This window comes from Idiomarina sp. UBA3162 (assembly GCF_002364475.1).
GTDB lineage: Bacteria > Pseudomonadota > Gammaproteobacteria > Enterobacterales > Alteromonadaceae > Idiomarina.
The window spans coordinates 969-13,389 of the sequence record NZ_DEYI01000056.1 but is presented as its reverse complement, the minus strand read 5'-3'; the positions used below and the strand labels follow the sequence as shown (position 1 = coordinate 13,389).

Genomic DNA, 12,421 nt, shown 5'->3' with positions numbered 1-12,421 from the left:
AACTCACGTCCAAAGGTAGCTTCGGAAACCTCAAGAGCGCCTTTTGCGTCTTTCAATGTTAATTCCATCACTATTCTCCTCAGACGTTATGCCTTGACCGCTGGTTTAACGATCACATCACTTCCGGTTGCACCCGGGACCGCACCTTTGATCAACAACAAGCTGCGCTCTGCATCAACCCGAACTAATTCAAGTGATTGCGTAGTGACTTGCTCATTACCCATCTGACCAGCCATTTTCTTGCCTTTGAATACTTTACCAGGCGACTGGTTTTGACCGATTGAACCCGGTGCACGGTGAGATAATGAGTTACCATGAGTAGCGTCCTGCATGCTGAAGTTCCAGCGCTTCACAGTACCGGCAAAGCCTTTACCTTTTGAAGTACCAGTAACGTCTACTTTGTTAACTTCTGCAAAAATATCAACAGTCAGTTCAGAACCTACTGCGTAATCTTCGCCTTCGCCATTTTGCAGGCGGAATTCCCAAAGACCACGACCAGCCTCTGTACCAGCTTTAGCAAAGTGACCTGCTAAAGGCTTGGTTACACGGCTCGCTTTCTTCTCGCCTGTGGTTACTTGAAGGGCACGGTAACCGTCAGTGTCATCAGATTTAACCTGAGTCACACGGTTCGCCAGCACTTCGATCACAGTAACAGGAACAGAAGCGCCGTCTTCCTGGAAGACACGCGTCATTCCTACTTTACGACCGACTAGACCTATAGCCATTGTTAAAACCTCTCGTGTGTAATCCTATTACTGCCCACTTAACCCAAGCTGATCTGTACATCAACGCCAGCTGCCAAATCCAAACGCATTAACGCGTCAACAGTTTTGTCAGTTGGGTCCATGATATCGATCAGACGCTTGTGGGTGCGGATTTCGTACTGGTCACGCGCATCTTTGTTTACGTGTGGAGAAATCAGCACGGTGAAGCGTTCTTTCCGAGTTGGCAGTGGAATTGGTCCACGTACCTGCGCGCCAGTGCGTTTTGCAGTATCAACGATCTCTGCAGTTGACTGGTCAATCAGACGGTGATCGAACGCTTTCAATCGAATCCGAATTCTTTGATTAGCCATAAAAAATCAAAGCCTCAAATTAAAGAGCATTTAAAAAAGAGCACAGACAAACGCAACCTCCCTGGCACATACCGGGGGTGCGATTATCTACGTCAACCATTCAATCCCCTATCGGGACTGTTGTGGAACACCAATTAAGCAAGTCGCTAAACTTAAACAAAAATTGATGTGGTCGCGAATTATACAGCTTCGCGACCGGTTGTCAACATTTAGCAGTAAGTAGGTCGCGCCTATGGCGCGACTTCATGGTGTTACTTGCGCCAAAGGCGCAAGCTACCCAAAGGCGCAAGCTACTTGGCGTACTCTTCGACCTGCCGCCAGACGCGCATTAAATTGCCACCCAAGATCATTTTAATTTCTTCATCGGTGTAACCGCGGTCTAGCAAACCCTGAACCAAATTAGGATAACTCGACACGTCTTTCAAACCTACAGGCAAGGAATCACCGACACCGTCGTAATCCGAACCGATACCAATGTGCTCGACACCAATCAACGCTTTCACATGGTCGATATGGTCTAGGACTTGGTCAAGCGTCGCATACGGGTATGGGTTGTTTTTCTCAATCTCAGCAATACGCTGCTTTGCTTCCTCAGAGTCTTCGCCATACTGATCTTTTACCGCCTCAATACGCTTTTTAAGCATATCGCGATAGCGGTTGGCTTGCTTTGCAACAAATGAAGACCCAAAGTTGATTTGAATGACACCGCCATTTTCACCAAGCTTTTTCAGCATGTCGTCACTCATGTTGCGTTCAAAACCTGGTGTGTACTGACGTAAAGACGAATGTGACGCGATAACGGGCGCCTCACTGATCTCGATAACTTGATAAAACGCATCATCGGAGATATGTGAAACATCGACCATCACACCGATATCATTCATTGCTTTCACAAGCTTCTTACCAAAAGGTGATAAACCATCCCATTGGCGACGGATATCGTATGATGAATCCGAGATATGGTTGGACTGTGAGTGCGCCAACGTAATGTAGCGAATACCGCGCTTGTAGAAGTGCTCAAGGTTGGCAAGATCACCCTCGATGGGGGTGCCGTTTTCCATTCCCAAGGCAATAGACATTAAGCCTTTTTCAGTGTTTTCCTTCACTTGCTCTGTCGTATAAGCCATAGCGAATTTATCTGGCGCACGACCGACGAGAGCCTCCATACTATCTATAAGCTCATTCGCTAGTTGAATACTCCCACCACTCTGTTCGTAATGCGCAGGAATATAAATTGACATGAAAGGGGCATTTAACCCGCCCTCTACCGCTCTTGGATAATCAAAATCTCCACCCTCGGTAGCGACGGTCACATCCTCCCACTCGTTATGAATACGATAGGGGACGTCGATGTGCGTATCGATAAGTAGGTTTTCTTTCGCTAGCATACGTGCTTTACCGCTAGCGGTATATTCTTCAGCAAAACTAGATGTTGCGGTAGCGACAAGTGCCGCTAGTGCCGTCATTGTAATTGTCTTTTTTAACATGCAAGTTCCTTAACACAACCAAAACAGAGAACTTGCAGATTAACAAAACTTTAACCCTGACGCACTAGCGATGAACTCGCGGCGGTCACCGCACCGATGATAACTGTGCCTAACACCGGTGCGATTAACCAAACCAACCACCAATGAGTGATATACGCCATGGTGATTACTCGCTTTTGTTGTCGTCGTTTGACTCAGCTGAGTCATCCCGTGATTCACGTGAAGCAAGGGCTTCTTCGCTAAACAGTTCAGTAGTGATTTCATCGAGAGTGGATACAACAGCATCTTTTGATGCTTGCCACAGTGACTCAGAAATTGAACTGACCTCAGTTTGAAGAGCGCTACGGATGCTACTCTCTTGACTATCTTGAGCCATTGCAGGGACTGAACTCAATGCGGCAACGGCTGACAAAGTAATGATTAATTTTTTCATGGTTGTGCTCCTTTGAAGGTAACGTATTAATTAAGTCGCTATTACTCTTTCAAAGGTTGTGCCAACTCTTAAAAAATTATAACCATTTGTTTTTAAAGAACTTTATTAGAACTTTAACTCAGCACCTTTTTTTGGAGTGGTGAAAAAATTACACAGTTTTACAAAACACGCTAACTTTTAGCTAATATCACTACTGAATATCTGCGAGCCGCAGTGCACTATTCTGACGAAACTCAAGTGCCCCTTCTATGAGCGTTTCAGCATCATTTGCACGAGGACCTTTTATGCTGAGGTACTGACGCCATTTCTTGCCCCCGGGCTGGCCTTGATATAACCCCAACATGTGACGAACAACGTGCCATGCCCGACCACCGGCCACAACATGTCGCTGAATATAAGGAACCATCTGACGCGCCACACTGTCTCGCTCGATAACCAAAGGCTGCGTTGAATACAACGATTCCAGTTGAGTGAGTATCCATGGATTCTGATACGCCTCACGCCCGATCATCACGCTATCAACGTGAGCTAGATGCGATTGAGCCTCTGACAGTGTCTTAATACCACCATTAATCGCAATGGGTAAATCACCATACCGTTGCTTGGCGCGATAAACCCGATCATATTGTAGAGGAGGTATTTCTCGATTTTCCTTTGGACTTAACCCATTAAGCCAAGCCTTACGCGCATGCAGCGTTAACTGGTCGACGCCCGCATCCACGCACGCATCCAAAAATTGATATAGAAAGTCGTCGCTGTCGTGCTCATCGATTCCAAGACGAGTCTTTACCGTCACAGGAATGTCTACTTCGGCTTTCATCGCCTTAATGCAATCACTGACTAATTTCGGTTGCGCCATCAAGCAAGCACCAAAGCTGCCATTTTGTACCCGGTCGGACGGACACCCGACATTAATATTGACTTCATCGTAGCCCCTTGCTTGAGCTTGCGCGGCACACTTGGACATTGCCCCCGGATCGGCGCCACCTAACTGCAATGCAACTGGATGCTCTTCGTCATTGTAAGCCAAGAAGTCTTGTTGCCCGTAAATAATCGCTCCCGTCGTAACCATGTCGGTATATAACAAAGTACTCGGACTCAATAGACGGTGAAAATAGCGACAATGGCGATCCGTCCAATCCAGCATCGGGGCGACTGAGGCAAAATGAGGATATAGCTTTGACAACGAAAACTCCTGAACCTTAATGGCGGTAATTCTAAATAATCGACTCACGACATAACGCATCATTATACCCGTTTTAGATTATTCAGAACACCACGTTAGTTCCGTAATAGGATGATATGATTTACACTTTATCGAAGACGATTATTGGGTCGAGCATTGCTTGGCGAACAAATCTAATTAAAATCGAAGCCAGCAGATGAAAAGGTCACATATGGGAACTATCGAAACAGAGCGTTTAATTACCAAAGCGGAAAAACTGTGCCAACAACGAGGCGCTAGACTCACATCCACGCGTCGCGAAGTATTTCGTATACTGGCAGCCCAGAGTGGAGCCGTTGGCGCTTATGATCTCCTTGATATGTTAAAAGGCTCCGTTCCTAATGCAAAGCCGCCGACAATCTATCGGGCGCTCGACTTTCTACAAGAGCAAGGCTTTGTTCATAAGATCACTTCATCGAATAGTTTTGTTCTTTGCTCGCATTTTGAGCACCAACATCCGGTACAAATGTTAATTTGTGATCGCTGTGGTGATGTACAGGAAATCCACTCTGAAGGAGTTTACTCCGAACTACAGTCTCAGGCTGAAGATCAGGGATTCCTGGTAAAAGAGCAAACCATCGAAGCACATGGTTTATGTGCTAAATGCCATTAGTCCTTACTATAACAACAGGAAATACCAATGAAGTTAACTCACCTCCTTGGTGTAGCTGTCGCGAGCATGACGGTCTCTCAGGCCATCAACGCGCAAGCGTTCGACGACAAGTTTCGCCAGTTGAATGACGACAAATACCGTTCTCCTAACATTTATAGAACCGCCTCAGGTGCCCCCGGCCACGGTTATTGGCAACAACAAGCTGATTACGACATTCAGGTCACTTTGAATGACGAAAATCAAAGCATCAATGCCCGTAGCACGATTACCTACACCAATAACTCACCCGATACATTACGTTACATTTGGGTACAGCTGGACCAGAACCGATTTAAGAAAGACTCTATCGGTCCGCAAGCTTCAGCTTCCAGCGCAGAGCGCATGAAGAAAGTCAGCTTTAGCCAAATGGAAACGATGATGACTCAAGAAGAGTTTCCAGCGGGCTATACTATCACTGATGTATCCGATCCGCGTGGCGAGCAAATGGATTACATCATTAACGACACCATGATGCGTATCGATTTAGATAAGCCGCTTAAGTCAGGTGAATCGATTGAATTTAACATTGGCTGGAAATTCAATATCATCGAAGCCGATGTACTTGGCGGCCGTGGTGGCTACGAGTACTTCGAGGATGATGGTAACTACCTGTACGAAATGGCACAGTGGTTCCCTCGTGTAGCAGCGTACTACGATGCTGAAGGCTGGCAAAACAAGCAGTTTATGGGACGCGGCGAGTTCACCTTAGAATTTGGTAACTATGAGGTTGCAATCACCGTACCGGCAGACCATATCGTTGCAGCTACAGGTACGTTGCAAAACCCAGATGACGTGCTAACCGACGAACAACAAGAGCGTTTAGAAGAAGCTGAAACAGCGGATAAGCCAGTTAAGATCGTCACTCAAGAAGAAGCGCTTGAGAACGAAAAAGAAGGCACTTCTGAAACCAAAACGTGGGTTTTCAAAGCCGACAATGTTCGTGATTTTGCGTGGGCTTCATCACGTAAATTTATCTGGGACGCCCAAGGGTTTGATAACGGCGAAAGCGATGTTTTAGCCATGTCTTACTACCCTGAAGAAGGTAATCCTCTTTGGGAGCGGTACTCGACAGCTTCAATTATTCACACAATTGAACACTATAATAAATACAGTTTCGCTTACCCATACCCTGTCGCTATTTCGGTCAATGGTCCCGTTGGTGGTATGGAATATCCCATGCTTACCTTTAATGGTCCACGTCCATACGTTGACGAAGATAGTGGCGAAAAGTACTACTCAAAACGTACTAAATACGGGTTAATCTCGGTCATCATCCACGAAATCGGTCACTCTTACTTCCCAATGATCGTTAACTCTGACGAGCGTCAGTGGACATGGATGGATGAAGGTTTAAACACCTATTTGCAATTCCTCGCTGAACAAGCTTGGGAAGATGATTACCCTTCATGGCGCGGCGAAGCACGTAATATTACAGGTTACATGGCGAGCCAGAATCAAATGCCAATTATGACCAACTCAGAATCGATTCTGCAGTTCGGCAATAATGCGTATGGTAAGCCAGCTACTGCGCTTAATATCTTGCGTGAAACGATTGTTGGTCGTGAATTGTTTGACTTTGCATTCCGTGAGTATTCACGTCGCTGGAAATTCAAACGTCCTACCCCAGAAGATTTCTTCCGCACCTTGGAAGATGCTTCAGGCGTCGACCTCGATTGGTTTATTCGTGGCTGGTTCTACACCACTGACCACGTAGATATCTCGCTCGACAAAGTAAACCTGCTAACCGTCAATACTCAAGATCCAGAAGTCGAAAAGGCTTGGAAGAAACAAGTTGACCAGCAAGATCCAAAATCTATCACTGCGATTCGCAACGAAGATATGGTTAAGAAGATTGCTCAGCAAGAACACCTTCGTGACTTCTATAACGAGAACGACGAGTACACTGTCACCAACGCTGACCGTAATGAGTACAAGCAGTTACTCGACGGTTTGGATGACGAACAGAAACAGATGCTGAAAAATGGCAAAAATTTCTATGTACTCGACTTTAGTAACAAAGGCGGCTTGGTCATGCCTATTTTGTTAGATCTTCATTTCGCTGATGGCACTAAAGAGCACGTACGTATTCCTGCAGAGATCTGGCGTCGTTCACCTGAGCACGTAAGTAAACTGCTGATTCGTGACAAGAAGATCGATCAGATAGTGGTAGACCCTTATTGGGAAACAGCAGATACCGATACTTCAAATAACTATTGGCCTGCACGTGCTGTCCCTTCACGCATTGAACTATATAAGCGCGATCACGGCGATGACAGCATGATGGAGCGCTATAATGAGGAATTAGACACGGATGATAAAAACGCTGAAGAGTAATATTTCGCGTTCTATTATCGGTTTAATCGCCTCGTGTGCGCTGCTACCCCCGGTAGCAGCGCACAAATATTTTTTTGGCTTAACCGATGTTAGTTGGAACGCTCACACCGGCAATATTGAAGTTGTACATCAATACACACTACACGACGTCGAACTCGCCATTGGCCGTTTTTACGATGAACCTTTTAGAATTGACCAGCCTGATGCTGACCAGCGAGTCAAAGAGTGGATACAAGCTAAATTCTCGATGAATGATATTTCGGGTCGCGCCATTAATCTTGACTGGGTTGGACTCGAAGCCGATTTTCAAAACCTGTGGATCTATCAAGAAAAATCACACACAAAAACGGATTTTTGTAATTGGAAAATAACAAACCGTGTTATGCTTTCGACGTACCCTGCTCAAGTTAACACCGTTAATGTGAAAAGTGACGAATTAACGCGTGGCGTTACACTCAACGAGCAACGTGATACAAAAGAAATTAATTGCGGTGAATAAAAGGTAATTATTTATGGACGCAGAGTTCGTGAATCCATTTTTGAATGCGCTCCAAAACGTGCTTTCGATGATGGCTCAGATGGAGCTCAAACCAGGCAAGCCTCAAATCAAAAAGGATGAATATGCGCGGGGCGACGTCTCTGGCATAATCGGTATGGTGGGACCTCAGGTTAAAGGCTCATTCTCGATATCCTTCGAAGAGAATTTGGCATGTGAAATCATGCACAAAATGCTTGGAGAATTACCCGATTCAGTGGATGAAGAAGTCTGTGACATGGTTGGCGAAATTACCAATATGGTCACAGGTGGAGCTAAAAAAGAGCTTGCTGAACGTGGGTTTGACTTTGATATGGCCACACCTATTGTTGTGTCTGGCAGAGATCATACTATCTCTCACAAATCGGAAGGCGCTAAGCTCATTATGCCTTTCAACCATGTGGCAGGTAAGGCCTACATCGAAATTTGCTTTGATAAGCTGAGAGCCTAGTTCTTACTAAGCTCTCACTTCCCATCTAGTAGCGTTCATCGTCAGTTGCACGTGCAAAATTATCGAATCTTGATAGATGCCCGTGGAATTTAAGTTCAACCTTACCTATTGGTCCATTCCGCTGCTTACCAATGATAATCTCAGCCAAGCCCTTTTCTGCGCTATCAGGGTGATAAACTTCATCACGATAAATAAACATAATGACGTCGGCATCCTGCTCAATCGAGCCTGATTCTCGCAAATCCGAGTTTACTGGACGTTTATCAGAGCGTTGTTCGAGTGAACGGTTAAGTTGCGAAAGCGCAACAACGGGAACACTTAACTCCTTCGCCAGTGACTTTAATGAGCGAGAAATTTCCGCAATTTCTAGCGTCCTGTTTTCTGACATCCCGGGTACAGTCATCAACTGCAGGTAGTCAACCATGATCATCGATAAACCACCATGGTCACGTGCAACACGACGTGCCCGTGAGCGCACTTCGGTCGGTGTTAAGCCAGATGAATCATCAATATAAAGATTGTTTTTATCGTTCAGAATATTCATTACCGATGCGATCCGAGCCCAATCGTCATCTTCCAAACGTCCTGTTCTAACGCGGTTTTGGTCTACGCGACTCAGTGAAGCCAACATACGCATCATAATTTGTTCAGATGGCATTTCTAAGCTGAACACCAGCACAGGCTTTTCTTCATTCATCGCCACATTTTCAGCCAGGTTCATCGCAAAGGTGGTTTTACCCATGGATGGCCGAGCGGCTACGATAATCAGATCGGAAGGCTGTAAACCCGCTGTCATCTGATCTAAATCGTGAAACCCCGTTGAAGTCCCGGTGACACCATTATGGTTTTTGATGTTGCTGAGCGTCTCAATTTTCTCAATCGTTTTGGCCAATATATCGCTGACACCTTTTGGCCCCTCGGTCGCGCTGGTGCGCTTTTCAGCAATACGGAATACTTTACTCTCTGCTTCATCAAGGAGCTGTTGGCTGGTTCGGCCTTGAGTGTCATAGCCTGATTCTGCGATGTCATTGGCTGCGGCAATCATTTCCCTGAGCACCGCACGCTCTCGCACAATGTTGGCATAAGCGACAATATTGGCCGCACTCGGTGTATTCTTCGAGATTTCACCTAGGTACGCAAAACCACCCACGGCATCGAGCTCAGTGTTCGCCTCTAACTCCTCAGAAACAGTCACTAAATCCATTGGTTGACTGCTATCGGCGAGAGACTGCATTGCAGTAAAAATCAGGCGATGCGCTCGGTGATAAAAATCTTGTGCGATAATGAGCCCAGACACTTTATCCCAAGCGTCATTATCTAGCATCAAACCACCTAACACAGATTGTTCGGCTTCGATCGAATGAGGCGCTGAACGCAGCGCCTCAATCGACTTATCTCTTTGCTTATTTTTTTCGGCCATTGTTGAGGTCTCTGAACACTCCCTAATGGTGGCTACTATATCGTTAATCGCGACGGATTTCGACAGTTCCTGAAACCGTTGTTATTCCAACGCGAGCACTCCCCGCTCCGACTTCAAAGGTTAACTCTGATGAGGTCCCCCAGCGTGACTCTGTAGGCTTATCATTAGTCAGACGGTTAACAATATCTCCTCCGGCATTGGTCGAGATATCAAAACTTGCATCGGGCGTTGACGCGAAGATGAACTCCATATCACCGCTCACTGATGAGGCCTTTAACTCACCGTTATTTGCCAAATTCAGCGAAATATGAATATCACCACTGACGTTCTTTAAGTTAGCCTTTTTAAGCTTCGGCAACTCACCACTGACGTCCCCCGATACGTTCTGCAAATAAAATTCCTCAAGCTGGTCAGCCCGAACTTTAATATCACCACTGACCGCTTGATAATGCGCAACTTTAGCGGCACTATCCTTATCGTTGATATCGCCACTCACGCTTTCTAAACGCACCAAGCCTGCGATTGCACGCGCATCGATATCACCACTTACGGTACTCACCTCGACACCGCCCTTAATATTCTCGACTTTGACATCGCCACTGACTAAGTTAGCCTCTACGCCGGCTTCCAAGTCAAACGCTTCGAAATCCATCGAAACACCCTTTACATCAAGGTGACTGGTTTTCGGCATGTAAATAGTTAATTTCGAGCCATCATCATCGTCAAACCATCCGTTTTGCTCAGGAGTTTTAACTTGCACGTGCAACGTTGAGCCACGGAGTTCAAAAATAAATTGCTCAGTCCGTTTGTCGAGTGTGCCCGTAACATGAACGACGTTGTCATCGCTCGCCATCACCTCAATTGACCCGCGTTCATTATCAACAAATACTTCAGTACCCTTCGGCACGTCCATTTTTTCATCGACACGCTCTTGTGCAACAGCATTCACCGTTGATAGCGCAACAGCACCCATCAATAATGCAGTTAAAAATTTCATAGTAATCTCCTCGTTTACCAAGCTTAAATTTGTTTCAATACTGGTTTTTGTTGATAGCTTTGCTCTAACAACGCCAGTTCTTGTTCGTTAATCCAACGCAATAACTCCAGCTGCTGTGCATTACCAGGACCAGACGCTAACGCTTCTAGTACCGACTGTCTCGCTTTGGCTAGCTGCTGTAGCTGTGTAGTTAATTCCTCATCACTCTGCTCAATGCCGGCCAGTTTGTAACCACTTTGCAGTGCGGAAACCTGTTGCGCTTGGGTGCTGATCATCTGCGCCGCCGCCGCGTAATAAGGTGACTCATTATTGCTGATATCCCCTCCTGGCTGAGCGCCTTGGTAACCAACAAAAACAGCTACCGCCAACAGACTGGCCGCGAGCGCGCCACCGCCTGCGGCCCACCAGGTACGCGAGCCTTCCTCCCGACGCTCAGTTGGTTGCGGCTCCAAGCGCTGTTCAATGCGCTGCCATAAATCATCTCTCGGCTCTATTGCTTCAGGAGTCTCACGGTGCCGCGCAATAAGTGTTTCTAACTGTTGCTCTTTTTCATTGCTCATAACCACTCCTGCATCATTTTTTTAGCGCGAAAAAACTGCGATTTACTCGTACCTTCGGCAATGTGTAACATGTCAGCAATTTGCTGGTGCGAATAGTCCTCTAACGCATGTAGAACAAACACTTGGCGTGTTTGCTCAGGTAAGCGAATTATCAACTTATCGAGCTCACCTAAATCAATATCACTACTGTCTGCCTCGTCCTGCGTATTATATTCAACGGCTCGCTCATTACGTTTGAACCAACGTGACTTTTTACGCATTTCTGTAATGCCCACATTATTAGCAAGACTAAATAGCCACGTAGAGAACTTTGCACGACCATCAAATTTGGGTAGTGAACGCCAAGCTTGAACAAAGATCTCCTGTACCAAATCATCGGCCAGTGAGCGATCCGCGGTTAACCTAAACACCATTCCATAGACTCCACGTACGTGGCGCTCATATAAGCGCTTGAACGCATGCTTATCGCCATTGGCAGCTAACTCAATATCGTTGCTGTCTGACAATGTCCTCTCCCTGAAAAAAACGTTTAAGTAGCTAATTTATAGAGTAAGTCGAGTTAACGCGAGCCTGGGTTTACAAGCAGGTAAAAAAAAAAGCTGCCCTAAGGCAGCTTTTTTCACAACTCAGTCAATAATTACTCAGTTGGAACCACTTTAACAGTGATATTTGCATAAACGTCTGCGTGTAAATGTAATTCGAGTTCGAACTCACCTACTTCACGCAAAGTGCCGTTAGGCATAAGTACTTCGCTCTTCTTCACTTCAACGCCTGCCGCAGTGATTGCGTCAGCGATATCGCGAGTACCGATAGAGCCAAATAGTTTACCTTCGTCACCCGCTTTAGAAGCGATAGTAACAGATTCCAAAGCATTAACTTTCTCAGCGCGTGCTTGAGCCGCAGCTAATTGGTCTGCCAATTTAGCTTCGTAGTCAGCACGACGTTGCTCAAAAAGTTCAACGTTTTCTTTAGTTGCAGGAACCGCTTTACCTTGTGGGAACAAGAAGTTACGCGCGTAACCTGACTTAACAGCAACCTGGTCGCCTAAGCTACCTAGGTTAGCGATCTTATCTAATAAGATGACATTCATTTTCGCTACCTCTAAATCTTGGTATCCGAGCCCGTGCTAACTTACTGATGTGAATCAGTGTATGGAAGCAGAGACAAATAACGAGCACGTTTGATAGCACGTGCTAACTGACGCTGATACTTAGCTGAAGTTCCGGTGATACGGCTTGGAACGATCTTGCCA

Annotated in this window: 15 protein-coding genes and 1 pseudogene; 4 read left to right on the top strand and 12 right to left on the bottom strand. The window is 46.0% G+C overall.

Annotated elements, in window-relative coordinates:
* The 6 genes and pseudogenes from rplD to dusA form a co-directional block, all read right to left on the bottom strand.
* A pseudogene (gene rplD / locus B2X00_RS06880) lies at positions 1-68 on the bottom strand (50S ribosomal protein L4); the annotation flags it as partial.
* A gap of 18 nt (positions 69-86) precedes the next feature.
* Positions 87-725, bottom strand: coding sequence for a 50S ribosomal protein L3 (gene rplC / locus B2X00_RS06875; RefSeq protein ID WP_011235153.1), 639 nt, complete (start codon positions 723-725; stop codon positions 87-89).
* 38 nt (positions 726-763) lie between these two features.
* Complete coding sequence (rpsJ, locus tag B2X00_RS06870; RefSeq protein WP_006956423.1) at positions 764-1,075, bottom strand: 30S ribosomal protein S10; 312 nt, start codon at positions 1,073-1,075, stop codon at positions 764-766.
* A 290-nt stretch (positions 1,076-1,365) separates the two neighbouring features.
* Positions 1,366-2,562, bottom strand: a complete 1,197-nt coding sequence (locus B2X00_RS06865) for a dipeptidase (RefSeq protein WP_290486657.1) — start codon at positions 2,560-2,562, stop codon at positions 1,366-1,368.
* Positions 2,563-2,728: 166 nt separating this feature from the next.
* Complete coding sequence (locus B2X00_RS06860; protein ID WP_290486656.1) at positions 2,729-2,995, bottom strand: hypothetical protein; 267 nt, start codon at positions 2,993-2,995, stop codon at positions 2,729-2,731.
* 190 nt (positions 2,996-3,185) lie between these two features.
* The gene (dusA, locus tag B2X00_RS06855) at positions 3,186-4,241 is read right to left on the bottom strand and encodes a tRNA dihydrouridine(20/20a) synthase DusA (protein ID WP_290486659.1); all 1,056 of its coding nucleotides are present in this window, start codon (positions 4,239-4,241) and stop codon (positions 3,186-3,188) included.
* Positions 4,242-4,377: 136 nt separating this feature from the next.
* On the opposite strand from dusA, the gene zur reads away from it, so the two are divergent.
* Genes zur through B2X00_RS06835 form a run of 4 tightly spaced genes read left to right on the top strand, consistent with a single transcriptional unit; the run spans position 4,378 to position 8,192 of the window.
* Positions 4,378-4,833 (top strand): zinc uptake transcriptional repressor Zur, encoded by a 456-nt coding sequence (gene zur / locus B2X00_RS06850; protein WP_370215645.1) that lies wholly within the window; start codon positions 4,378-4,380, stop codon positions 4,831-4,833.
* Between the two features lie 27 nt (positions 4,834-4,860).
* Positions 4,861-7,206, top strand: coding sequence for a M1 family metallopeptidase (locus tag B2X00_RS06845; protein ID WP_290486655.1), 2,346 nt, complete (start codon positions 4,861-4,863; stop codon positions 7,204-7,206).
* A complete protein-coding gene (locus B2X00_RS06840; RefSeq protein WP_290486654.1) occupies positions 7,184-7,705 on the top strand; it encodes a DUF6702 family protein in 522 nt (173 codons plus the stop codon). Before B2X00_RS06845 ends, B2X00_RS06840 begins: the two co-directional genes overlap by 23 nt.
* Positions 7,706-7,718: 13 nt before the next feature.
* Positions 7,719-8,192, top strand: a complete 474-nt coding sequence (locus B2X00_RS06835) for a chemotaxis protein CheX (RefSeq protein ID WP_110575011.1) — start codon at positions 7,719-7,721, stop codon at positions 8,190-8,192.
* Positions 8,193-8,217: 25 nt separating this feature from the next.
* On the opposite strand, the gene dnaB is transcribed toward B2X00_RS06835, so the two are convergent.
* From dnaB to rpsR, 6 genes are all read right to left on the bottom strand, one after another.
* On the bottom strand, positions 8,218-9,612 hold the full coding sequence (gene dnaB / locus B2X00_RS06830; RefSeq protein WP_290486653.1) for a replicative DNA helicase: 1,395 nt from the start codon (positions 9,610-9,612) through the stop codon (positions 8,218-8,220).
* A 43-nt stretch (positions 9,613-9,655) separates the two neighbouring features.
* The gene (locus B2X00_RS06825) at positions 9,656-10,609 is read right to left on the bottom strand and encodes a DUF4097 family beta strand repeat-containing protein (protein ID WP_290486652.1); all 954 of its coding nucleotides are present in this window, start codon (positions 10,607-10,609) and stop codon (positions 9,656-9,658) included.
* 23 nt (positions 10,610-10,632) lie between these two features.
* Positions 10,633-11,169, bottom strand: coding sequence for a hypothetical protein (locus B2X00_RS06820; RefSeq protein ID WP_290486651.1), 537 nt, complete (start codon positions 11,167-11,169; stop codon positions 10,633-10,635).
* Positions 11,166-11,675 carry an RNA polymerase sigma factor gene (locus B2X00_RS06815; protein WP_290486650.1) on the bottom strand — a complete coding sequence of 170 codons (510 nt, stop codon included), beginning with the start codon at positions 11,673-11,675 and terminating at the stop codon, positions 11,166-11,168. The genes B2X00_RS06820 and B2X00_RS06815 overlap by 4 nt, the downstream gene beginning before the upstream one ends.
* A gap of 131 nt (positions 11,676-11,806) precedes the next feature.
* On the bottom strand, positions 11,807-12,259 hold the full coding sequence (gene rplI, locus B2X00_RS06810; RefSeq protein WP_071463951.1) for a 50S ribosomal protein L9: 453 nt from the start codon (positions 12,257-12,259) through the stop codon (positions 11,807-11,809).
* 41 nt (positions 12,260-12,300) lie between these two features.
* On the bottom strand, positions 12,301-12,421 hold a 121-nt coding region (rpsR, locus tag B2X00_RS06805; RefSeq protein WP_290486658.1), incomplete at its 5' end, for a 30S ribosomal protein S18.